At 39.2% G+C, this 22724-nt stretch carries 23 protein-coding genes and 1 riboswitch; of the genes, 12 read left to right on the top strand and 11 right to left on the bottom strand.

Translation table 11 applies throughout. The features are described 5' to 3' along the window. Positions 1–2 precede the first annotated feature (2 nt). The 6 genes from ABJD64_RS24295 to ABJD64_RS24270 are packed head-to-tail and all read right to left on the bottom strand — an operon-like array spanning position 3 to position 6001. Positions 3–971 (bottom strand): glycosyltransferase family 10, encoded by a 969-nt coding sequence (locus ABJD64_RS24295; RefSeq protein ID WP_348181448.1) that lies wholly within the window; start codon positions 969–971, stop codon positions 3–5. Beyond that, entirely contained in the window at positions 958–2172 is a 1215-nt protein-coding gene (locus ABJD64_RS24290) for a polysaccharide ABC transporter ATP-binding protein (RefSeq protein ID WP_348181447.1), read from the bottom strand. Before ABJD64_RS24290 ends, ABJD64_RS24295 begins: the two co-directional genes overlap by 14 nt. Next, entirely contained in the window at positions 2172–3011 is an 840-nt protein-coding gene (locus ABJD64_RS24285; RefSeq protein ID WP_348181446.1) for an ABC transporter permease, read from the bottom strand. The genes ABJD64_RS24290 and ABJD64_RS24285 overlap by 1 nt, the downstream gene beginning before the upstream one ends. Then, positions 3011–4075: a GDP-mannose 4,6-dehydratase gene (gmd, locus tag ABJD64_RS24280; RefSeq protein ID WP_348181445.1), complete on the bottom strand. Its 1065-nt coding sequence runs from the start codon at positions 4073–4075 to the stop codon at positions 3011–3013. Before gmd ends, ABJD64_RS24285 begins: the two co-directional genes overlap by 1 nt. Before the next feature lie 11 nt (positions 4076–4086). Continuing rightward, complete coding sequence (locus ABJD64_RS24275) at positions 4087–5418, bottom strand: hypothetical protein (RefSeq protein ID WP_348181444.1); 1332 nt, start codon at positions 5416–5418, stop codon at positions 4087–4089. A gap of 1 nt (position 5419) precedes the next feature. Further along, complete coding sequence (locus ABJD64_RS24270) at positions 5420–6001, bottom strand: polysaccharide biosynthesis protein (RefSeq protein WP_348181443.1); 582 nt, start codon at positions 5999–6001, stop codon at positions 5420–5422. Positions 6002–6119: 118 nt separating this feature from the next. On the opposite strand from ABJD64_RS24270, the gene ABJD64_RS24265 reads away from it, so the two are divergent. After that, on the top strand, positions 6120–7109 hold the full coding sequence (locus ABJD64_RS24265) for an NAD-dependent epimerase/dehydratase family protein (protein WP_348181442.1): 990 nt from the start codon (positions 6120–6122) through the stop codon (positions 7107–7109). A gap of 26 nt (positions 7110–7135) precedes the next feature. Next, a complete protein-coding gene (locus ABJD64_RS24260; protein WP_348181441.1) occupies positions 7136–8203 on the top strand; it encodes a glycosyltransferase family 4 protein in 1068 nt (355 codons plus the stop codon). Between the two features lies 1 nt (position 8204). Here the strand turns inward: ABJD64_RS24260 and ABJD64_RS24255 are convergent, their stop codons facing one another. The 5 genes from ABJD64_RS24255 to ABJD64_RS24235 all read right to left on the bottom strand — a co-directional run bounded on the left by ABJD64_RS24255 (position 8205) and on the right by ABJD64_RS24235 (position 13595). Continuing rightward, positions 8205–9362 (bottom strand): tol-pal system protein YbgF, encoded by a 1158-nt coding sequence (locus ABJD64_RS24255; RefSeq protein ID WP_348181440.1) that lies wholly within the window; start codon positions 9360–9362, stop codon positions 8205–8207. Positions 9363–9445: 83 nt separating this feature from the next. Further along, the gene (locus ABJD64_RS24250) at positions 9446–10066 is read right to left on the bottom strand and encodes a PAS domain S-box protein (RefSeq protein WP_348181439.1); all 621 of its coding nucleotides are present in this window, start codon (positions 10064–10066) and stop codon (positions 9446–9448) included. Positions 10067–10220: 154 nt separating this feature from the next. After that, positions 10221–11396, bottom strand: a complete 1176-nt coding sequence (locus ABJD64_RS24245) for a homoserine dehydrogenase (protein WP_348181438.1) — start codon at positions 11394–11396, stop codon at positions 10221–10223. 2 nt (positions 11397–11398) lie between these two features. Further along, positions 11399–12571, bottom strand: coding sequence for a PLP-dependent aspartate aminotransferase family protein (locus tag ABJD64_RS24240; RefSeq protein WP_348181437.1), 1173 nt, complete (start codon positions 12569–12571; stop codon positions 11399–11401). 130 nt (positions 12572–12701) lie between these two features. Further along, positions 12702–12813, bottom strand: a riboswitch (SAM riboswitch). Positions 12814–12899: 86 nt separating this feature from the next. Then, on the bottom strand, positions 12900–13595 hold the full coding sequence (locus ABJD64_RS24235; RefSeq protein WP_348181436.1) for a VOC family protein: 696 nt from the start codon (positions 13593–13595) through the stop codon (positions 12900–12902). A gap of 280 nt (positions 13596–13875) precedes the next feature. Between ABJD64_RS24235 and sufB the strand changes: the two genes are divergently transcribed. The 10 genes from sufB (at position 13876) to ABJD64_RS24185 (ending at position 22599) form a co-directional block, all read left to right on the top strand. After that, the gene (sufB, locus tag ABJD64_RS24230) at positions 13876–15321 is read left to right on the top strand and encodes a Fe-S cluster assembly protein SufB (protein WP_348181435.1); all 1446 of its coding nucleotides are present in this window, start codon (positions 13876–13878) and stop codon (positions 15319–15321) included. A gap of 44 nt (positions 15322–15365) precedes the next feature. Next, positions 15366–16121 carry a Fe-S cluster assembly ATPase SufC gene (sufC, locus tag ABJD64_RS24225; RefSeq protein ID WP_348181434.1) on the top strand — a complete coding sequence of 252 codons (756 nt, stop codon included), beginning with the start codon at positions 15366–15368 and terminating at the stop codon, positions 16119–16121. Between the two features lie 11 nt (positions 16122–16132). Next, entirely contained in the window at positions 16133–17434 is a 1302-nt protein-coding gene (sufD, locus tag ABJD64_RS24220; RefSeq protein WP_348181433.1) for a Fe-S cluster assembly protein SufD, read from the top strand. A gap of 5 nt (positions 17435–17439) precedes the next feature. Then, entirely contained in the window at positions 17440–18669 is a 1230-nt protein-coding gene (locus tag ABJD64_RS24215) for a cysteine desulfurase (RefSeq protein WP_348181432.1), read from the top strand. Between the two features lie 3 nt (positions 18670–18672). Further along, the gene (locus ABJD64_RS24210) at positions 18673–19104 is read left to right on the top strand and encodes a SufE family protein (RefSeq protein WP_348181431.1); all 432 of its coding nucleotides are present in this window, start codon (positions 18673–18675) and stop codon (positions 19102–19104) included. 4 nt (positions 19105–19108) lie between these two features. Continuing rightward, on the top strand, positions 19109–19420 hold the full coding sequence (locus ABJD64_RS24205; RefSeq protein ID WP_348181430.1) for an iron-sulfur cluster assembly protein: 312 nt from the start codon (positions 19109–19111) through the stop codon (positions 19418–19420). 80 nt (positions 19421–19500) lie between these two features. Continuing rightward, positions 19501–19917: a BrxA/BrxB family bacilliredoxin gene (locus ABJD64_RS24200; protein ID WP_348181429.1), complete on the top strand. Its 417-nt coding sequence runs from the start codon at positions 19501–19503 to the stop codon at positions 19915–19917. 99 nt (positions 19918–20016) lie between these two features. Next, positions 20017–20574: a thioredoxin family protein gene (locus ABJD64_RS24195; protein ID WP_348181428.1), complete on the top strand. Its 558-nt coding sequence runs from the start codon at positions 20017–20019 to the stop codon at positions 20572–20574. Positions 20575–20665: 91 nt separating this feature from the next. Continuing rightward, on the top strand, positions 20666–21484 hold the full coding sequence (panB, locus tag ABJD64_RS24190) for a 3-methyl-2-oxobutanoate hydroxymethyltransferase (RefSeq protein WP_348181427.1): 819 nt from the start codon (positions 20666–20668) through the stop codon (positions 21482–21484). 338 nt (positions 21485–21822) lie between these two features. Next, a complete protein-coding gene (locus ABJD64_RS24185) occupies positions 21823–22599 on the top strand; it encodes a type II CAAX endopeptidase family protein (protein ID WP_348181426.1) in 777 nt (258 codons plus the stop codon). The last annotated feature ends 125 nt before the right edge of the window (positions 22600–22724 follow it).

Here is a 22724-nt window from a genome sequence, read left to right as displayed (position 1 = left end):
ACTTATTTGATACTATTCCACAGACTCAAGATACTTTGTCCAATCTGAAATTTAGATTGTTTTTTTTCAAAAAAGGATTCTGTATGAAGTATTACCGATTCCTGTGAATCTTGCTGTTGACCAATTTCTTCTATTTTGTTAATGATGAGGAAGAACAAATTATACTTGTTTAGATATTTAATTTTGGCCTGTTCAATCGGCAGTATATAGTCTTCGTATCTAGATTCCAGTAACCGGTCAACTTGGGCAAAAGATTCTTTAATATTGTTAATGTTGATTCGGGAAAAAGAATTTGGGTCAAAGTACTCCTTGAGATTGGGACAACCATAATAAATAGGAACGGTATGCGCTAAAAAGCAATCATACAATTTTTCCGTAAACCAATCATCCAGATATTCGTTTTCTATGGCCACTGAGTAGCGGTAGGGCGCAAGTACGTCCCACTTGTCTTCAAAATCTTTAATTCCTCGTCCAAATAAATCCACATCGTCACCAAAATGCTCTTTCAATTGATGGCAAAAATCGAATCTCTTTTTATGCCCGTCAGTTATTTGCTTGTCAGAGGTAATTACACTGATATTTTTTGATTTTGGAATCTTTATCCGTGATATCAGCTCGTCATATGATTTGCCTACGAACCAAGGATGGCCTTGGTGGAAATAATGAATATTTGGATGATTGATATTTCTTTGGCAAGTAATCACATGCCCGAATTGCTGCAAAAAATCGTGATTATACTTTTTAAATGACGGAGGCTCTGCAGTAAAAAAAACAGTGTTGTCCTTTTTGCAATTAGCTTTTTCGTCTCTCAACAAACCATCAAAAATTACCCAAAAGTCCGGATCTGTGCAACTGGCATCATTAATGAAAAACTCATAATTATCTAATACCATAGACTTTTTCGGCAATTGCCGATCTATAGGCCAATTGGGAAAGGGGTAAGTGAATTTTATTTTTTTAGTTACTTTCAATAGTCCAAGTGTTGGAATTGATAATATCACCAAATCTAACCTCTCCCGGATAAATTGAATTGAATTTTTGAGGTTTATTTATGCTTATCAGTTCACTTGTTTTTTCTTCGAGAGCAAAGTCCTTTAATCCATAAATACTTCCATGAATTTGAACATAATAGGAGCCAGATGTTAGTAAATTGGAGGGTAGGCTACTTCTTAATACATATTTCCCTTTTTTTAAGGAGTGGTTTTTTTCTTGCCAGTCGGTTAATAATGAGCGCATGATAAGTTCTCCAAATTGATCCTTGAGCATAATGCCAATTCTGAAGTTATTCAAATCTCTTAAAATCTCTATTTCAATTTCATACTCAACCGGCATGTCACCATTAAATTCTGTTGGAAATGCTCCTTTTTGATGTACACGGAAGTCGTTAATTACAAATTCCTCATGAAGGATAGGAAAATTGGATGAACCATTATTTAGATTTCCTTCTGTGTAATATTTGACAGCTTCCTCTACTGTGCATTTTTCAGACATTGTCCCCTGCTTCATAAAAACAGCACTGGAACACAGATTTTTTACTGCATTCATATTATGACTGACAAAAATTACAGTTCGTCCCAGACCAGCCACTTCATTCATCTTACCCAAACATTTTTTCTGAAATTCAATGTCGCCCACTGCAAGCACCTCGTCAATAATTAAGATTTCTGGTTCCAGGTGAGCTGCTACCGAAAACGCCAGCCGAACATACATTCCACTGGAGTAGTGTTTTACTGGTGTATCAATAAATTTTTCTACATCGCTAAAGGCAATGATCTCGTCAAGTTTGGATTTTATTTCCTGCCTTCTCATACCAAGGATAGTACCGTTGAGAAATATGTTCTCCCTGCCAGTCAGCTCTGGGTGAAAGCCGGTTCCTACTTCAAGAAGAGAAGACACTCTACCTCTTATACTCACCTCACCAGAAGTAGGATAGGTAATTCTTGAGAGTACCTTTAGAAGAGTTGACTTTCCCGCTCCATTCTTACCAATAATACCAAGAGCTTCTCCTTTTTCTATTTTAAGAGAAACATCATTAAGTGCATAAAATTCTTTATTCTTCTTCTTTGTACCCTGCATATAGCTTCTCATCACTTCGGCCAAAGAAGTGTGTCTGCTTTTGCCCAAGCCATATACCTTTGAAAGGTGATTGATATGAACTACTGAGTCAGTCATTATACAAGGTCCGCCATTTGTTTTTCGGATTTTTTAAAATAAAACAATCCGGTAAAGAATAATATCGCTGAAACCCCGAAGGAGATTCCTGTCATTGGATCAAGTGGCTGACTGTAAAATAACGACCATTTCATCGCTTCTATATTTCCTGCCATTGGATTTAGGTAGAATAAAACTTGGGTAATCGGTTGCCACCGCAAAGGAGTTCTTTCTATCAGCTGCTCCGCAGAAAAATATACAGGTGTAATAAACATTCCGATTTTGAGCAAGAATGGAACAATATGTTGAAAATCCCGAAAGCGAATAGTTAGCGCACTCACCCAAATTCCCAATCCTAAAGCAGCCAGGATAGTTGAAAGAATAAATAGTGGAAGAAAAATTATATTAGAAGACGGGAACATACCATACACCATAAACATCAATGCCAGAAGCAGGAGGCCAATCAAATAATCAATAAGTCCGACCAGCGCTTTTGAAAGAGGCAAGATGAGCCTCGGGAAATATATTTTTTTTATCATGCTTCCAGACAAAATTATTGAGTTGGCCGAATTGTTGACCACAAAATCAAAATAGGTCCAAGCTGCAATTCCTGCAGAAATATATAGTACCACTGGTATGGAATCATTTTCATTGTCAAATGCAGCATATCGGATTAAGGAAAAGACACCTATGGCCACTATCTGTTGAAATAATGCCCAGAAAAAGCCTAAAAAAGTTTGCGCATATTTCACTTTAAAATCACGAATTGCGAAAGTGATAAACAAGTCTCTATAATGAGCCAGTTCTTTTAGGTATTGTCCCCAAGATTGTCCCTTTGAGCTAATTGTAATTGTCTGCATTAATTTTTACTGAAGAGTTTCATATCAGAATCTACCATTTCCTTAATCAATTGATCCAGATTGTATTTTGGTTTCCAGTTTAATTTATCTCTGGCCTTACCGGCATCTCCTATTAGCAAATCCACTTCAGTAGGACGATAATAATTGTGATCGATTTTTACAACAGTCTGTCCGATGTTTACTTTGAGATTTCCATCCAATTTTGTAACAACGCCGAGTTCACCCTTTCCTTTACCCTCAAATTCAATGGTGATTCCTGCACAGGCGAATGCCTTTTTAGCAAAATCCCGAATGGTTGTTGTTACACCACTCGCAATGACAAAATCCTCGGGCTCATCTTGCTGCATCATCAACCACATAGCTTCAACATAGTCTTTAGCATGTCCCCAATCCCTTTGCGAGTCTAAGTTTCCCAAATAAGTTGTTTCTTGAAAGCCGGCAGCGATTTTAGCCACTGCACGAGTAATCTTTCTGGTAACAAATGTTTCTCCCCTTAGTGGGCTTTCATGATTGAATAGGATACCATTGCACGCATATATATTGTAGGCTTCCCTGTAATTGACCATAATCCAATAGGCATATAACTTGGCAACTCCATAAGGAGATCTGGGATAAAAAGGAGTTTTTTCGTTTTGTGGCACTTCTTGAACAAGTCCATATAGTTCAGAAGTTGATGCCTGATAAATTTTGGTTTTTTTCTCCAGATTTAATAACCTAACTGCCTCGAGTATGCGTAAGGTACCCACCCCGTCAACGTTAGCCGAGTATTCGGGCTCATCAAAAGACACTTTAACGTGGGACATGGCTCCCAGATTGTATATTTCATCGGGTTGAACTTCTTGGATGATGCGAATGACATTAGTAGAATCAGTGAGGTCTCCATAATGAAGAATAAAATTTCTATCCGAGACATGCGGGTCCTGAAACAAGTGATCAATTCTTTGTGTATTAAAGGACGAAGCTCTTCTTTTGATACCATGTACCTCATATCCTTTCTGCAATAACAGTTCAGCTAAATAAGCTCCGTCTTGCCCAGTGATTCCTGTAATTAGTGCTTTTTTCATACGAGATATAATTAGCTAAAATATGCCCTTTTAGCTATTGATTTATCAATTTTTTTGGGATTAATAAGAATTGCCAAAAGATAAAATCCAAGCATTGGAATTTTATAGCGCATTAGTGTTCCAAAATTAAACGTACTTACACCAACAGCAAAGGCAAAAGCAATCGAAAAGACCAAACAAAATGTGAGAAATGGTTCCTTGAGCGTCTGGCCAATGCTTTTGTTGACAAAAAAAGCTTTTAAGGTTAAAAAAAGGAGTAGTGTACTTTCCAGAGCTGATAGCAGCATGAATGGGTTTCTTGCTTCCCACAAATAGGGTCTAAACAAAGAGACATTAATTGCTGCAGGTGCCAAACGAAACATACTGGCCCAGGTGCCATCCAACTGACCAAGGGTATATCCCGAATTTTCTCCACCGCGAGCGCCCCATCCATAGCGAATATCGTAGGCAGTAACCATTGCCCTCTCGGCTATGTTATTAAGCGAATAATGGCTACTGGTAGACCCAATTGATTCTACAGAATAGTAACTTACAAATAAGAGACTTGATAAAAGAATGGGTGCAATGAGAATTCTGATTGCAGCATTTTTTATTTTGTTAATGTTTTTCAAATAGACCCAAACAAAAAGTGCAGATAAAAAACACATCAAAATATAAATTTTTATCGAGTAGATGATAAATGCTGCCAGAATGACAATTCCTATTTTGAACGGGTTTTTGCTTCCGTTTTCAACTATATGAATCAGGCCCCAGACTAACCAGCACAGTGCTCCGAAGGTGAGTGTATCCTTCAATATTCCTGAACCCCAAAAAATTACGGACGGAATAAACAATATGGCAAGGGCACATTTTTTTATTTGATTGCTGTACAAATTAGCAATAGCCGTAAATAAGGCCCAGGATCCACTAAAACTAAAGGCTGCAAAAAAAAGCGCAGTAGAAGAATAAGTACTTAATGTAAAAAGCCCAAAAAAACCAGCTACTCGAACCACAAAATATGAGTGTAAGTCACCGTAATACCAAATGTGTTGACTGTATTGGAAAGTATCAGAAAAATGATATTGATCAGCTAGAAAAATTAGCTTAAAAGCCTTTGCTGGGCTGTCCATAAAGGCCTTAAAAATCCAATCTCCACCATATGTCGTATATCCAAACGTATCTCCTCCTCCATAGTAATATTGATAAATTATACCGAGCATAATAGCTGCCATGAATTTTACCAATAAAGCAGAAATGTAATAAGGCCTGGTTTTGCTATTAGTGACAACAGGACCGATGAGATAAGCTATGAACAGCAGTATAAAAAAAAATAGTGGAGTAATAGTCAGATCTTGAATACCCATTTTAGTTCAGTTCATATTTGAAAACTGACTTATTCGCACATTGGCAGTCTATAAGATCTACATTAACTACTCGTTTTGTTATCTTATCTGATTTTGAGCCACAAGATTCAAAATTGACATGATAGATAATCCAATAATCTTGATTTTCATGGATATATTCAAAGTCAATATCCGACACTAATTTCTCGCTAATCTTTTCAAAACCCCTTAACCCAATAATCTCGTATTCACAGTTCGGCGCTATTTCTTGAGCAACAGATGTAATTTTTTTGGCGATCATTTTTGGGATGAAAATTTCGCCACCCCGCCTATTTTCAACAGCATAAAGCATGCTGTCCGCTGTTCGTTGTTCGGTGCAAAAAAAACCGGTCATGTCCTGATCTCGAATAGCACCAATCACCCATTGAATTTTCGGAAATTGATCTGATGGGTAGTGTCGGCGCAGATCATACTGTTTCATTTCATCACGTGAGTAGATTGTGATCTTCTTTACATTATGATATTCTATGAGCACTTTTTCAAGAAAAACCTTACCCAATGTACCTGTACCTCCTGTAATAAATATGGACTGATCGTTCAGCATGGTTCGAAGTTAAAGGATTTATACAAATGGAGATTCTAATATTTCGATGAATTAAGAAAATTGGAGGACTTAAATGTGTAAAAATTAACTTAATTACTTTTGGTCAAAAATTTAATGCATGCCAACATCTTTAATCACAGGTGGTGCCGGTTTTATTGGGAGTCATCTAGTTCAGGAACTCATAATTATGAATCACAAGGTTATTGTTCTTGATGACCTGAGCGGAGGTTTAGAACGTAACATACCGAGAGAGGCAAGATTTATCAATGGGAGTATAACGGATCATCAACTATTAACTAATATATTCAGCGATAATAAAATTGATTATATATACCATCTGGCTGCCTACGCGGCAGAGGGGTTGAGTCATTATATCAAAAGCTATAATTATCAAAATAATGTAGTGGGTAGTGTCAATCTGATCAACAAAGCAGTAAAACATAGCGTCAAATGTTTTGTATTTACCTCATCGATAGCGGTTTATGGCAATCAGGCATCCCCTATGACAGAACAAATGGTACCAATTCCAGAAGACTCTTACGGAATTGCTAAGTATACTGTAGAGCAAGAATTGAGGATATCCAAAGAGATGTTTGACCTGAATTATATCATTTTTCGCCCGCACAATGTTTACGGTGAGCGCCAAAATATTTCGGATAAGTATAGGAACGTGGTTGGTATATTTATGAATCAACTGATTAAGGGGGAGCCTCTTACGGTATTTGGCGACGGAAGTCAAACCCGAGCGTTCAGTTATGTTAGGGATGTGGCGCCTCTAATTGCACAAAGTGTGACACATGCCGATTGGTATGAAGAGATATTCAATATTGGCTCTGACTATGCGGTTTCTGTGAAAGATTTGGCAGGTTTGGTAATGAAAGCCATGGAGATGAGTGGAGCCATCAAATATTTGGAGCAAAGAAATGAGGTTCAGCACGCCTATTCTTCGCATGAAAAAATAAAAAAGTACTTAAGCCATATTGAATCAACCAAATTAGAACAGGGACTTAAAAAAATGGCGGAGTGGGCAAAAAAGACAAGTCATCAACCCACCATAAAAATGAAGCATTTAGAGATTACCAAAAACTTACCATCTTTTTGGAAATAGCATAAATTGCATTTCATTCAATAATCATGTCTAAAAGAATTCTCTTCTTGACCCCATATCCCAGAGATACAGCCGGATCCCAGCGCTTTCGTTTCGAACAGTATCTACCTTCTTTGTCAGAACAGTGTGAGTCCTACGATTATCAATCATTTATTGATCAAAACACCTGGTCAGTCCTTTATAAAAAGGGTTATGCACTTAAAAAGGCTAAAGGAATTCTTTTGGGATTTCTTCGACGTTTTTGGATGCTAAGAAACCTTAAGGTTTATGACTTTGTATTTATTCACAGAGAAGCAGCACCTATTGGGCCACCGATCATTGAATGGCTCATTACAAGGGTGTGGAGAAAGAAGGTAATTTATGACTTTGATGATGCGATCTGGTTACGAAACACCACGTCAGAAAATGGTCTGATAGCCTGGTTGAAATTTCCTGGAAAGGTGAATCACATTATTTCTTGGAGTTATAAGATAAGTGCTGGCAATCAATTTCTCATGGATCAGGCTACTTCATATAGTAAGTCAGTGGTCTATAATCCAACAACTATTGATACGGAGCATAGACATTTACCTGATAGTAGAGTAGGCAATCCAATTGTGATAGGCTGGACCGGTACCCATTCAACTCTGAAATATCTTGAAGTTTTAAGGAGGTCATTGGAGCTATTGTCTGAAGCATCGGACTTTGAATTTTTGGTCATTGCAGATAAGCCTCCCAGCCTACCTTTCCCAAATCAGAGATTTATTGCTTGGGACAAACAAAATGAAATTGATGACTTGAATCGAATTGATATTGGAGTAATGCCATTGGTGGATGACGAATGGGCTTGGGGCAAATGTGGTTTCAAGGCATTGCAATTTATGGCATTGGAAAAACCGGTTCTGGTCTCGCCTGTCGGGGTGAACACTCAGATTGTGGAGCACGGAATCCATGGATTTCACTGCAGATCAGAAAAGGATTGGGTCACTCATTTGAACGATCTGCTCAAGGACGTAGAGCTTAGAAAATCGATAGGAGAAATGAGTAGAAAAAAGGTAATTGAACAATATTCAGTGGAGTCAAACAGGAAAAATTTTCTAAGTCTATTTGAATAAGCTAAAGCCTTTTCAAATACTCCTTTGCCAATTTATAAGTCCTGTCCTTCTTGCTGGATAGTTTTTTTACTCTTCTAAAATTTTCTTTGGCAATGTCTTTGTCACCACGGTCTGCAGCATATCGACCTAGATTCAGGACCGAATATAGGTAGTAACCTTTTTCTTGCGCACCGATTTCATCACCATACTTTACACAGAGTTTATAGTATTTTTCAGCTTCTTCTGGTTCATCACGATGCGAATTAATTTCTCCCAGGAAGAAAGCGGCATAACGCCCACTATTCTGTTCATATCCATTATAGCTGCTATCAATTTTGGTAATTATTGACTTAGAAATTATTTCAGCCTTGTCGTATTTTCCTGTACTATACAACATGCGTGCAAAGAATCTCTGAAAATAGGCATTATTTGGAAAAGTCTCGTTGAGATATTCTGAGGTGAATAAGGCAGCTCGTCGATCATTCTCTTCATTGGCCATAATCCGCATCAGAAAATATTGAGCTTCAGTTCTTGTGAAAAAAGCGTTACTTGCGACTTCTTTAAGTTGTGTCAGACCTAGTTCCTTGTCGCCATCCCTGAAAAACATCATGACTGGCTTAAGAATAGGGTAGTTCTCAGGTATCCAGACGGAATAGTAATTATACAAAGCATCACCAAACAATATTTCCGGCCCAAATTCTTCATGGTCTCTACAGTAATCCAGATACTTCATGGCATTTTTACCGGCTGAAGCGGCTTTTCGCCAAGCACGTCGTTCAGCATAGAGACGCCCTTTAAAGGCGTAGGCGGCAGAAAGAAAAAAGCCTCCTTCCACTTCACTTCCCTTATTGAAAATATTTTCCGCTACCAAAATAGTGCTGTCCAGGTAGACAAGTAATGCAGAATCATATTTGGTTTCCTGAATGTTTGGGACGATACGCCACCATTGACTAAGGCCAAGTAAGAAATAGGGAAGAGGATGCCAGCCGTATTTTCCTCGAAGCCACCTAAACTGTGAATCAGCTCGCTTAAAATCAAAATTATACATGCTGTTGATACCCTCGGTGCACTCGATTTGGATTTCGGTATCTGTTAGTAGCACAGGTATACTGTCGTTGGCAGTCGCTGCCGCTTTTGTGACGCTCAGTATGAAGGCAACTAAAAAAATAAATTTACGCATCAATGATCATTCAGAAAGAAACTACTTTTTGTTATAAAACTAATACAAGCTAAACAAATACCTTAATGTCTATTGAAACGGATTTATATTTCTTCTGTTTTACTTACCAAATAGCGAATCTCAAAATCTAATAAACCGGATAGTTCTTTGATTTTTTGAATGTAAACCTTTGTGTCTTCCCAATCTATAGGTTGATCAGAAAGCAGGTTGGTTAACCCTAGAAGTGAGGTGATCGGTCCTCTCAATTGATGAGCAGAGACAAAAGCAACTTCCTTGAGTTTCTTGTTTTGGGCTGTAATTTCTTGCTCATACCGCCTCTCCCTCGTCACATTTCTAAAGGATAAGGCCACCTTGTTTTCTTGATTGGACAATATTTTTACCGGGTGATACTCTACAGCAATCCACATCGTTTCTCCGTTTCGAGTAGTAAAGCTATGTTCCGCTCTTATAATTTTTCCAGCCAAAGCTTGTGCAAACTCTCTCTTGAAATCAACAAGGTTATCGGGATGCACGAAGTTGATGGCAATTTCACCAACGGAAACCTCGTGAGACCAATACTTCGATAAGAACTCACGGAATCGACGATTGTAAGATATAATGCTGTAGTCTGCTGCTACAACCAAATTCGCAACTGTGGTACTGTCTTGAATTGCCTCTAACAACTGCAAGGCCTCTTGCAGCTTTTCTTTTTTTTTCTCTCCCATTGCTGTCGGTTGGAATTGAAAATTATCAATATGATTTGAAAAGTATGTTCATAATACAAATTATTTTTATTCACCGCGCAACAAATAAAATAGAACCCCATCAGCCGACTGCCGATGGGGTTCAGGTTCTCAATTATGAAATCTTTGGATTATGTCAATTCAAGACTATTGCGTTAATGCTGGATTCTTTGAGCCAATTTGAGTCCTTTAGTTTTTTCAAGCTGATATTCCCCACTAAAAAATTACCACGCTCGCTACTATATTTTTCTTCAATGTTCACGAAGTCATCGAAATCAGGAGAAGTGCCATTGTAACGTACATATAGTCTCAGGTGAAAATTTTGACAGAGTTCGAGTTTGCCATTATTTTTCTCCCTTTTCTTGTACTCATATTTATAATTATGATTCAAAGCAGAAATATCTGAGAGTACCGCCGATCCCGTTGGCTTGTCTCCGGCGCCCTTGCCATAAAGAAGTTGGCTCTCTGAGAAAGCACTTTCAAGTACCACGGCATTATATTCGTTGCTGGTCTGAGATAGTACCGATCCATTAGCGACAAAAGAGGGTAGGCAATAAGCCTCGATTTTTTCACCGGCCCGTCTACATTTGGAAATTAATTTGATCGCATAGCCATGCTTCTTAGCATAATCAATATCAAAATCATTAATCTTTGATATGCCATAATTGAAAACATCTTCAGGCCTGGCAATTAAGCCAAAAGCATGAAATAACAAAATGCATAATTTGTATTTTGGATCAATACCTTCTACGTCTAGAGTAGGGTCGCTTTCTGCGAAACCAAGATCCTGCGCTTCCTGAAGCACTTCCGAGTACGACTGTTTGCCCGATGATAGTTTAGTAAGAATAAAATTGGTAGACCCATTAAAAATTCCCTCTAATGAAGTAAGCAAATCGTTGTCGTAATATTCCTCCAGATTTCGGATGATAGGAATACTGGCACAACAGGACGCTTCATAGAGGAAGGAAACCTTATTTCTTTCCTGCAGCTCCAGTAATTCTTCGAGGTGTTCTGCAATCATTTTCTTATTTGCAGATACTACAGACTTACCCCTATTCATGGCTGTCGAAACTATATCAAATGCTGCATCTGCGTCATCGATGAGCTCTACAATCACATTGATGTCGTCATTTTGAAGCAGCTCTGTCTTGTCGTCGGTGAAATAGGAAGAATCTAAGGATCTGGGCTTATTCAGATCCTTTATGCAAATTTTCACAATTTCTGAATTAATAGAATTAGATTGCTGTAGAACATGGTGTAAACCCTGTCCTACGCAACCAAAGCCAAAAATGCCTAGTTTGAGATTTTTCATTTCTATGCTATTATGGCAATTTTTTCCTTTGACTTAATTTTTTCGAATGCAGCTTCCAGATCCTGGATCAGATCCACCGGGTCTTCAGTTCCTACAGACAATCTCACTAATGAATCATTGATCCCTGCAGCTCTTCTGATGTCATCAGGAGTGCCCTTGTGCGTCATGGCGGCCGGATGACAGCAAAGACTTTTGATGCCGCCCAGGCTTTCGGCCAATTTGAATAAGTTCGTTTTTGTAACGAATTCAGTGGCTTTTTTCAACGTATCTTCTTTGAATGCAAAGGATACCACAGCTCCATAATATTTTTGTTGCTTCGTCGCCAGTGCATGGCTAGGGTGTTGTTTGAGCCCTGGATAGTTTACAATTTTTAGTTCATGCCTATTGAGCAAATATTCGGCAATTATTTCTGCGTTTCTACATTGCTTCTCCACTCTTAGACTCAGTGTTTGAATACCCCGAATCGTCAACCAGCTATCCCAGGGTCCTAAGATGCTACCTGTGGCGTTTTGGATAAATTTTATTTCTTCAGCCAGTTCATCGGTTTTTACTGCTATAAGTCCAGCGATTACGTCGGAGTGTCCGGCAATATATTTGGTTGCGCTATGGAGTACGATATCTGCACCAAGATCAAGTGGCTTTTGCAGGACCGGAGAAGCGAACGTGTTGTCGACCACCACAAGGCAACCATTCGAATGTGCGATCTTCGAAATGGTTGCAATGTCGGTGATTTTTAGTGTGGGATTGGTTGGGGTTTCCAACCAGATCAGTTTGGTATTAGGGGTAATGTTGTCGATAATGTTTTCGGGATCGGTTGTATCGGTGTATCGCACTTTGATACCAAATTTTTTGTACAATTTCTCAAATGAGCGAAAAGTACCACCATAGATGTCGTCAACCGCCACTATCTCGTCTCCGGATTGGCACAGTTTGATCACTGCGTCCACGGCCGCCAATCCACTGGCAAAGGCAAAACCACCTGCGCCGTTTTCAAGTTTGGATATAGTTTCTTCAAGCACTTTTCTTGTTGGGTTGTTCGATCGACTATAGTCAAAGCCCTTGTTTACTCCGGGTGCATCTTGCACGAAAGTGGAGGTTTGATAAATGGGTGTCGAGATTGCCCCTGTCAACGGATCTGACAGTATGCTGTGTAAAATTTCTGTTGTCTCTTGCATTGCTTTGTTTTTTTAAAGTTTACAAGGAGACTTTTCAAGGATCCGGGTCTGGTCTGGACAAAAAAAATGTCCTTTCCAGACTAGCTAGAAAGGACATCGTATTTTTTATTCAAATTGAGTCTATCCATTCCGCTTATCTCTCACGCCTATGGCGTGATTGGAGTTAGCACCTTCTACGTCGTTTCCGACAAGGGTTGCTAAGGTTTCATAGGGCCAAATCCCTCCACCTTTCTTGATAAGTCATCCAATAAATTACTTAGAACGAGCCCCAAAGATAACGGGCATTAATTTTAGCATGCAAGAAAATTTAGGATTTATTTTCTCCGATTTATCTCAGCCATTTGATTTGGTTGGCATTATTGTCCAACTCAAAGGTGGAGTTCTTGCCATCTCCACTTTTGAAAACAATCTGACTAAAACCTGCCAAATCTCGCCCCAGAGGCATAAATTCTGTAGTTTCTAGCGCTTCATAAGGCAGGTGAATAATCTCGAATATAACTGCTCCTTTGTGAAGTAAATTTTGGTAATGAATTTTAGATTCATCAATCGTCTCTATTTCTGTGAAGTCAATATTTTCTTCATACCATTTCATGGTGTTGATATAATCTGACGAAAGCACGGAAAAAAAAATAGGTTTTACAATGACACTATCTATGGGATTGGGTTGGTCAAAAATTTGAACCTTGTTGCCATCAGGATCGGTAGTTAGAAAATACCTCAGGCTCAGGTTTTTGTCCTCGGTAATTTCTTCAAGTACCTTCTGTCCAGATGTTGATAATCTATCCCGAACCTCTTCAAATTTGTTTGTCGCAAATCCAATTTTATCAATACCGTTAATATATTTTTTTCCTTTGGGCAATCTCAGTTGAGACCTAACCAATACATTATTCCCCTGTTTGATATGCAAGGTGAAATCACCTATGCACATTTTGACATGTTTTTGTGGCTTATATTCCTTAATGGCAATGTCGAGATACTTTCTATACCAGGTTGCCGATAATTTCACATCTCGGGCAACTATCATAACCTCTTTGAATTGAAAGTCATTATTGGTTTCTTGAGCCCAAAGACAATGGTATCCATTGCAAATTGTTTGGATAATAAAAATGATAATTAGAGTCTTTTTGGTATGAGGAGTCATAAAAGTGGTTAGTAGATGCTCAGCTAAAGTAAAATAAATAGGGCGTATATAAATTTCCTCTATACATCTTTAAAAAAAAATTATAAGTATTGAATCGACATCCTCGATTTATCGTAGTAATTTTGAGCCTATTTAAAATGAATCTAAATTATTCCATTTTCGAATGAGTAAAGATGATCAAATATTAGAGGAATTTACCTCAAAAGAATACGAACATGGCTGGTCGGTAGACCTAGAAGCTGATGAAGCACCCGTAGGCCTAAATGAGGGCATTGTTCGATTCATTTCAAAAAAGAAAAACGAGCCCGATTGGCTGTTGGATTGGAGATTGGATGCTTTTGCCAAATGGCAGGCCATGAAAGAACCCAATTGGGCGAATGTAAAATATCCTAAAGTAGACTATCAGGCTATTAAGTATTATTCTGCGCCCAAACAAAAAAAGACGCCTGAGAGCTTAGATGATGTAGATCCAGAATTGCTCGAAACGTTTGAGAAACTTGGGATTTCCTTGACAGAACAAAAGAGACTGACTGGCGTAGCTGTGGATGCGGTTATAGATTCAGTATCTGTAGCAACCACCTTTAAGGATACTTTGGGGAAACTTGGAATCATTTTCTGCTCATTTAGTGAAGCGGTAAAAGAGCACCCTGAACTGATAAAAAAATATATCGGCTCTGTTGTACCTAAAACGGATAATTATTATGCAGCTCTCAATTCGGCTGTTTTTTCAGATGGGTCTTTTTGTTATATCCCGAAAGGGGTTAGATGCCCGATGGAGTTATCAACTTACTTTCGTATCAATGCGGCCAACACCGGACAATTCGAAAGGACGCTGATAGTGGCTGATGAAGGCTCTTACGTCAGCTATTTGGAAGGGTGTACAGCACCGATGCGCGACGAAAACCAATTGCACGCCGCTGTAGTAGAAATCATCGCTCACAAGGATGCCGAGGTAAAATACTCAACGGTTCAAAACTGGTATCCCGGAGATAAAAATGGTAAGGGTGGTATTTATAATTTCGTAACAAAACGAGGAATATGTGCCGGAGATCATTCTAAGATTTCATGGACGCAAGTGGAGACCGGTTCAGCGGTGACCTGGAAGTATCCGTCCTGTATTTTGAAAGGAGACTACTCGGTCGGAGAGTTTTATTCTGTTGCTGTGACCAATAATTATCAGCAGGCCGATACCGGAACCAAAATGATCCATCTCGGTAAGAATACCAAATCAAGAATTGTGTCTAAAGGGATTTCCGCAGGACATTCTCAAAATAGCTACAGAGGACAAGTACAGGTATCCAAACGTGCCATCAATGCTAGAAACCATTCTCAATGTGATTCTTTATTGGTAGGAAATCAGTGTGGAGCGCATACCTTTCCTTATATCGATATTGAAAACTCATCTGCACAAGTAGAACATGAAGCGACTACTTCCAAGATTGGTGAGGATCAAATCTTCTATTGTACCCAGCGAGGGATCGATGAAGAAAATGCTGTAGCGTTGATAGTCAATGGTTATGCCAAAGAGGTACTGAATCAATTGCCTATGGAGTTTGCGGTAGAAGCGCAGAAACTTCTAGCGCTTACCTTGGAAGGCTCGGTCGGATAATTTCCAATTACTAATACATTCAATAAGAAATAAAATTTGCAGCAATGCTAAAAATAAAAAATTTACAGGCAAGAGTAGAAGAGAAGGGAATTCTAAAAGGTATAGACCTTGAAGTGAAACCAGGAGAAGTGCATGCTATCATGGGCCCTAATGGATCAGGTAAGAGTACTTTGGCTTCAGTCTTGGCAGGAAGAGATGACTACGAAGTCACTGGTGGTGACGTAGAGTATATGGGTAAAGACCTCTTAGACTTGGCGGCGGAAGAAAGAGCCAGAGAAGGTATCTTTTTGGCCTTTCAGTATCCCGTAGAAATTCCTGGTGTAACCACCACCAACTTCATGAAAACGGCATTGAATCAAATTAGGGAGCACAAAGGTTTGGAACCACTTGATGCTGTGGCTTTCCTAAAGCGAATGAAAGAAAAAATGGCATTGGTTGAAATTGACCAATCATTGCTAAGTCGCTCGTTAAACGAAGGGTTTTCAGGAGGAGAAAAGAAAAGAAATGAAATATTCCAAATGGCCATGTTAGAGCCAAAATTGGCTTTGTTGGATGAAACTGACTCTGGCTTGGATATCGATGCATTAAAAATTGTGGCCAATGGAGTCAACGCATTGAAATCAGCAGATAATGCCACTATCGTGGTAACACACTACCAGAGATTATTGGACTACATCGTACCGGACTTTGTGCATGTATTGTACAACGGCAGAATTGTAAAATCAGGAACGAAAGAATTGGCGATGGAATTGGAAGAAAGAGGATACGACTGGATCATCAAAGAATTAGAAGAAGCTTAATTATGAGCGATTTGGATAAAAATATATTTGGTCAAGAACTGGTAGATCAGGCAGCGCAATTCATTGCCAATATGAATGGCAGTGCCATTCCTCAATTAGGAGAAAATCGCAAAAAAGCCCTCAACTTCTTGAAAGATAATGGCTTTCCAGGTCCACGTGCTGAAGAGTATAAGTTTACTAAGCTGACCAAAGCGATCAGCGGTAAGTTTGATCTATCGAAATATACAGGGATCGATCAGGTGCCTCAGGATTTGATCAACGATATTAAGGTAAAGCATGAAGGAGCCAATGTACTTTTCTTTGTGAATGGAAAGTATGACTCGGATAATTCAGTCGTGGTGTCTCCAGAAGAGCAACTGAAAATTGAATCACTAAAGGATTATGCAGCAGCAAATGATTTGGATGAGTTGTTTAAAGACGACTCTGACCCGTTTGCCGCTCAGAACAACGTATATGCCAACGACGGCGTGGTAGCTCAAATTGCCAAAGGCAAAGTGGTCGCAGTACCGGTGATCTGCTATTACATATCTGTGAATGACGGCAATGCCAATCACGGTTTTGTAAAGAACATCTACTTGGCCAACGAGAGCAGCCAGGCAGATTTCGTGCATTTTCATTTATCATTCGGAAATGAAAGCACCTTTATCAATGAGTCAAAAAATTATATTGTAAAGGCCAATGCCAAGGTTAGTCTGTATAAGATTCAGGAAGAATCATCGAAAGCGGTCTACATTGGTAATACCAGAGTATATCAGGAACGAGACAGTATTTTCTCATCCTACGTATTTACGTTGGACGGAGAAGTAGTCAGAAACAATCTGCACATAGAAGTAGATGGAGAAGGGTGCGAAAGCAACATGTTTGGTTTGTATCTGACCAAGGGTAAGACTCATGTGGACAATCATACTACCGTTGATCACAGAAAACCAAATTGCAACAGCAATGAGCTCTATAAGGGAGTTATGGACGATGAGTCCAGAGGGGTTTTCAATGGAAAAATTTATGTGCAGCAAGAAGCACAAAAAACGAACGCCTTTCAATCTAACGGCAACATCCTTTTATCAGACAAAGCCGTAGTGAATACTAAGCCTCAACTGGAAATTTGGGCAGACGATGTTAAGTGTTCACATGGCTGTACTACTGGTCAGCTTGACGAGGAGGCCATATTTTATCTGAGAGCCCGTGGGATTGACAAAGAAAAGGCCAAGTCAATGATTCTACTGGCCAATGTAGCCGAAGTGATCGAAAAAGTGAACTTAGGATGGTTGAAAATGGAAATTACTGACAAAGTAATAGCAAGATTGAACGTTTAGAAAATATGGTGGATACCGCAATTGATATTCAGGAAATAAGAAAGCAGTTTCCCATTCTTCATCAGGAAGTGAATGGAAAGCCTTTGGTGTATTTTGACAATGCTGCCACTTCTCAAAAACCAAAGTGCGTAATAGATGCGCTGACCCATTACTACAATACGGACAATTCGAACATCCATAGAGGTATCCATACACTGGCCGAAAGAGCAACCTCCGCCTTTGAGGAGACTCGTAAAACCGTGGCTAAATTTCTAAATGCCAATGAGGTAGAAGAAATCATATTTACCAAGGGAACGACTGAAGGTATCAACCTGGTCGCAGCAACATTTGGTAGAAAATTCATTAATGAAGGAGATGAAATCATTGTGTCTGGCCTTGAGCATCATTCCAACATTGTGCCATGGCAAATTCTTTGTGAAGAAAAAGGTGCCGTGCTCAAAGTCATACCGGTAAATGAAAAAGGGGAGTTGGTGTTTGACGGATATGTCAAATTATTATCAGATAAAACCAAATTGGTTGCTGTCAATTATATCTCCAACGCATTGGGCACAATCAATCCAGTAAAAGAAATCATTTCCGAAGCGCACAAGTTTGGAGCAAAAGTGTTGATAGATGCTGCACAAGCGGCCCCTCATGTCAAAATGGACGTCAAAGCTCTGGATTGCGATTTTCTGGCTTTTTCAGCACACAAGGTATATGGCCCAACAGGAGTAGGTGCTTTGTACGGCAAACGCGCTTTGCTTGAAGCAATGCCTCCCTATCAAGGAGGAGGAGAGATGATTAAAGATGTGAGCTTCTCTGGGACCACATTCAATGACATTCCTTACAAATTTGAGGCAGGCACGCCTAATATTGGTGAGGTCATTGCCTTTAAGTCAGCCATAGACTTTGTTGAGGAACTGGGGCAAGAAAATATTGCTCGTCACGAAGACGAATTGATGGCTTATGCGAATGAACTTTTAAAGGAAGTAGAAGGATTTACCCCAATTGGAACTGCAGATGAGAAGGCAAGTGTTATTTCATTTTTGATAGACCGTGTTCACCCCTTTGACTTGGGTCAACTCTTAGATGCTCGTGGTATTGCAGTCCGAACAGGCCATCATTGTGCACAGCCCTTGATGGAATTTTTCAATATCGAAGGAACAGTAAGAGCATCTTTCTCCGTTTACAATACAAAAGAAGAAATCAAATATTTTGTCGATTCGCTAAAGGCGGTTGTCAAAATGTTCAAATAGGATATGGCTACAATCAGTTCCATACAGGACGAAATAATTGAAGATTTTGGCATGCTTGATGGCGACATGGAGATGACCATCGGCTATGTCATGGAGCTTGGTGCTAAGTTGCCAGAACTGCCAACTCAATATCAAACGGATCAGAATATAGTCAAAGGCTGCCAGTCCAAAGTATGGCTACATGCAGAAATGCAAGACGACAAGGTGGTATATCAGGCCGATAGTAATACAGCAATTACTAAAGGTCTGGTCAGTTTGCTGGTTCGAATATTGTCTAATCAAACGCCTGACGATATTCTAAACGCAGATTTGTTCTTTCATGAAAAGATTGGCATGAATCGTTTCATAGGCACTCAACGTTCCAATGGTTTTGCAGCGATGATCAAACAAATGCAGATATATGCGCTGGCCATGAAGGCAAAAATTAATCAATAATGTTATGGCAGAAAAGGAGCTAAAAGAAAAAGTACTAGACGCAATTAAAACGGTCTATGACCCCGAAATCCCTGTTGACGTCTATGAACTTGGATTGATTTATGAAATAAACGTTTTTCCTGTAAACAATGTTTATGTTCTGATGACACTGACCTCTCCGGCTTGTCCTTCAGCAGAGGCAATTCCGGACGAAATCAAGCAAAGAATTGAAGAGATCGAAGAAGTAGGAAAAGTGGATGTGGAGGTGACTTTTGATCCTCCGTATGAAACTGATATGATGTCCGAAGCAGCCAAATTAGAATTGGGTTTCATGTAAGAAACTTTCGTTGATCAACTGTCGTCTATGGACTGTCGACTTTATTTAGAATAGAATTAAAATATTAAATACACACAATTATGTATCCAGAAGAATTAGTAGCCCCAATGCGAGAAGATTTAACTTCCGTGGGTTTCGATGAATTAAAAACTGCAGATGCTGTGGAGAAACATTTGACTGACCACAGTGGTACTACTTTGCTAGTAATTAATTCAGTGTGTGGATGTGCAGCGGGAGCAGCTCGTCCAGGTGTGAAAATGGCCGTAGCCAATAGCGATAAGAAGCCGTCACATTTAGCCACAGTATTTGCTGGTGTAGATGCAGAGGCTGTTCAAAGAGCAAGAGAATTTACTTTGCCATATCCTCCGTCATCGCCTTCTATTGCTTTATTCAAAGATGGCGAGTTGGCCCACTTTGTAGAAAGACATCATATTGAAGGGCGAAGCGCCGAAATGATCGCGGATCACTTGGTACAAGTATTCGACGAATTCTGCTAAACAACGAAAAATGAGTAGTGAAAAATGAATATTTCAGGCTGGCCTAATTATTCATTTTTCATTATCTATAAATCCATTAATTCAATATTTCATTGAACCATGGCCAAAACCGAATCTACGATGATGCCTTTGGGTACTTCTGCTCCGGCATTCTCGCTACCCGACACAGTTTCTGGAAATGTAAAAAGCTACGCAGATGTCAAATCTCATAAAGGAACAGTTGTTATGTTCATTTGCAATCATTGCCCTTATGTAATTCATGTGCAAGAGAAGGTGGTGGAATTAGCTGATAAGTTTCAGGCTAAAGGAATTGGTTTCGTAGCTATTAGTTCTAACGACGTTGATAACTATCCAGATGACTCTCCCGAATTGATGAAAGTTCATGCAGAGAATTACAGATTTTCTTTCCCTTATCTGTACGACGAATCTCAAGATATAGCAAAGGCCTATCAGGCGGCTTGTACGCCAGACTTTTATGTATTCGATAGCGAAGATAAATGTGTCTATCGCGGTAGAATGGATGGATCTACACCAGGTAATGGTGTCCCTGTCACGGGCGAAGATTTGCATCAGGCCTTGGCTAACCTATTAGAAGATCTTCCTGTTGATACGGAACAACATCCAAGTATGGGATGTAATATCAAGTGGAGGAACTAATTTATTAGGAGTATTTTGTGTTTAGTGCTTCTAGCGTTAAACTTGTGCCGCAACTAAAACACCGAAGCACTTCAAACCAAAACACCCAATTATGTCCGTTCATAAGTCCAATATCAAACGAGTAACTACCCACCAACTCCAGGAAATGAAAAATCGTGGAGAGAAAATCTCCATGCTGACTGCTTATGATTTTTCTATGGCTCGTATTTTAGATCAGGCTGGGATCGACGTCCTACTGGTTGGAGATTCTGCTTCGAACGTCATGGCAGGTAATGAAACAACGCTTCCTATCACCTTGGATCAAATGATCTATCATGCACAAGGTGTGGTTAGGGCGATAAAAAGAGCATTTGTGGTAGTAGATTTGCCATTTGGTAGTTACCAAGGAAACTCCACACAGGCCTTGAAGTCGGCAATTAGAATCATGAAAGAATCTGGTGCCCACTCAGTGAAACTAGAAGGCGGGTCGGAAATTCAGGAAAGCATCTTAAGAATTCTTAGTGCTGGTGTACCCGTAATGGGACATTTGGGGCTAACGCCTCAATCTATTTATAAATTTGGAACTTATACAGTTAGAGCAAGGGAAGAGGCAGAAGCAGAAAAGTTAATTTCCGACGCCAAGCTGTTGGAAGAAAGTGGCTGCTACGCTATAGTATTAGAGAAAATTCCTGGTAAGTTGGCGAAGAAGGTCGCGGAGACTGTTAGCATTCCAATAATTGGCATAGGCGCTGGCTCGGATGTAGATGGACAAGTACTCGTTACGCATGATATGCTCGGCATTACTCAGGAGTTCCAACCTAGATTTTTGCGTCAGTACGCTGATCTCAGTCAAGTAATGACAGAAGCTGTGCAAGGTTACATCAAGGATGTAAAAGCCAAGGAGTTCCCAAGTGATAAAGAGAGTTATTAATAATTGAATGCACCCAACTCACATGCATCTGTATTGTGTGTTTCCCCAACTATTTAGTGCTTTCTTGTAGAATCATCCCACCGCATGAATCGAGTAAAATTGAGAAGAAATATCTAAAATAAACGATTAGAATCGAATTCCTCTTTGATTTTAAGGGACTAATAATAAGCCTTCCAATTGCAGGAATTTTAGAATTTCGTAAGAAATAGCATTGAAATTTCACTAATTAAGAGTAAAAAAAGTGCTTAACAAAATAAGCATAATAAGCATAATAAGCGGACTTAGTTATCTGCCATTTTCAGTGTAAGAGAAGCTATCTCGAAGATGAAGAACCAGATGTGCTTACAGAGATTGAGCTTACTTGGGTCGTTAGTGGTTACGAAAAAGAACTTAGAATGATTTCTACTTATACTTTAGTTACAGTCATCGGAATTATTTACCCAGCATTTATTGCTTTAACGCATAAAAAGACAAATCAAAGAATAAAAGCTGACGGAAAGTATAGGTTGGTTGACTATCGGCAGCTTATTATTATTTTTTGGGTGTTGACTATATTTATTATAGCCAACCTATTTCTTGACGATAAACTTAAACTTAATTTCTTTCCAACTATAAATACAATTGGAATAATAATATTTGCTTTAACCCTTGTTGTTGTCGGATTGCTAATTGTTCAATCTAGACTCACAATTGAAAACCCAAATGATGTCAAAGACCAAATGATTGATGGTTATCATTACCTTCCGAAAACCAAACAAGAATTGAACTGGTTCTATTCATTATCTCTGAGTGCTGGAATTTGTGAAGAAATTATTTTTCGGTGGTTTGTATTTAGCTTTCTGCTGAATGAAACGAACTTGCTAAGTGCATTTATCCTAACTAATATCATATTCGCCGTGACACATATGGGGACGGGAAAGCGAAATATTCTAACTACCTTCATCCTTGGACTGCTATTTACAACCATATATTATTTTACAAATAGTATATGGTTGCCCATCATATTGCACTGTGCTATTGATTTATATACAGGCAAAATTGGCTATAAGACGGAGAAGGCATTAAAGGACTTGAGGGAGAAAAGCGAAAATGTAGTAACCGCCGAGATGGGCTAAACTCAATACCATTCGTCATCATTTCTTCATGGTCTAATATTGGATGGCACTGTACTGAGCTATTCCGTTCCCTAATCACACCAAATGCCTCCAGATCGCCTTTCTAAAAATACCACTCACACTAA

The sequence above is a fragment of the Reichenbachiella sp. genome (assembly GCF_039944555.1).
GTDB lineage: Bacteria > Bacteroidota > Bacteroidia > Cytophagales > Cyclobacteriaceae > Reichenbachiella.
Note: the sequence above shows the minus strand (reverse complement) of the source record. Positions and strands in the feature narration are given on the sequence as shown.

Coding starts and splice junctions, on each gene's coding strand:
- ABJD64_RS24290 (WP_348181447.1), bottom strand. CDS start 2,172: ATGACTGACTCAGTAGTTCATATCAATCACCTTTCAAAGGTATATGGC.
- ABJD64_RS24285 (WP_348181446.1), bottom strand. CDS start 3,011: ATGCAGACAATTACAATTAGCTCAAAGGGACAATCTTGGGGACAATAC.
- gmd (WP_348181445.1), bottom strand. CDS start 4,075: ATGAAAAAAGCACTAATTACAGGAATCACTGGGCAAGACGGAGCTTAT.
- ABJD64_RS24275 (WP_348181444.1), bottom strand. CDS start 5,418: ATGGGTATTCAAGATCTGACTATTACTCCACTATTTTTTTTTATACTG.
- ABJD64_RS24270 (WP_348181443.1), bottom strand. CDS start 6,001: ATGCTGAACGATCAGTCCATATTTATTACAGGAGGTACAGGTACATTG.
- ABJD64_RS24265 (WP_348181442.1), top strand. CDS start 6,120: ATGCCAACATCTTTAATCACAGGTGGTGCCGGTTTTATTGGGAGTCAT.
- ABJD64_RS24260 (WP_348181441.1), top strand. CDS start 7,136: ATGTCTAAAAGAATTCTCTTCTTGACCCCATATCCCAGAGATACAGCC.
- ABJD64_RS24255 (WP_348181440.1), bottom strand. CDS start 9,362: ATGCGTAAATTTATTTTTTTAGTTGCCTTCATACTGAGCGTCACAAAA.
- ABJD64_RS24250 (WP_348181439.1), bottom strand. CDS start 10,066: ATGGGAGAGAAAAAAAAAGAAAAGCTGCAAGAGGCCTTGCAGTTGTTA.
- ABJD64_RS24245 (WP_348181438.1), bottom strand. CDS start 11,396: ATGAAAAATCTCAAACTAGGCATTTTTGGCTTTGGTTGCGTAGGACAG.
- ABJD64_RS24240 (WP_348181437.1), bottom strand. CDS start 12,571: ATGCAAGAGACAACAGAAATTTTACACAGCATACTGTCAGATCCGTTG.
- ABJD64_RS24235 (WP_348181436.1), bottom strand. CDS start 13,595: ATGATAGTTGCCCGAGATGTGAAATTATCGGCAACCTGGTATAGAAAG.
- sufB (WP_348181435.1), top strand. CDS start 13,876: ATGAGTAAAGATGATCAAATATTAGAGGAATTTACCTCAAAAGAATAC.
- sufC (WP_348181434.1), top strand. CDS start 15,366: ATGCTAAAAATAAAAAATTTACAGGCAAGAGTAGAAGAGAAGGGAATT.
- ABJD64_RS24215 (WP_348181432.1), top strand. CDS start 17,440: ATGGTGGATACCGCAATTGATATTCAGGAAATAAGAAAGCAGTTTCCC.
- ABJD64_RS24210 (WP_348181431.1), top strand. CDS start 18,673: ATGGCTACAATCAGTTCCATACAGGACGAAATAATTGAAGATTTTGGC.
- ABJD64_RS24205 (WP_348181430.1), top strand. CDS start 19,109: ATGGCAGAAAAGGAGCTAAAAGAAAAAGTACTAGACGCAATTAAAACG.
- ABJD64_RS24200 (WP_348181429.1), top strand. CDS start 19,501: ATGTATCCAGAAGAATTAGTAGCCCCAATGCGAGAAGATTTAACTTCC.
- ABJD64_RS24195 (WP_348181428.1), top strand. CDS start 20,017: ATGGCCAAAACCGAATCTACGATGATGCCTTTGGGTACTTCTGCTCCG.
- panB (WP_348181427.1), top strand. CDS start 20,666: ATGTCCGTTCATAAGTCCAATATCAAACGAGTAACTACCCACCAACTC.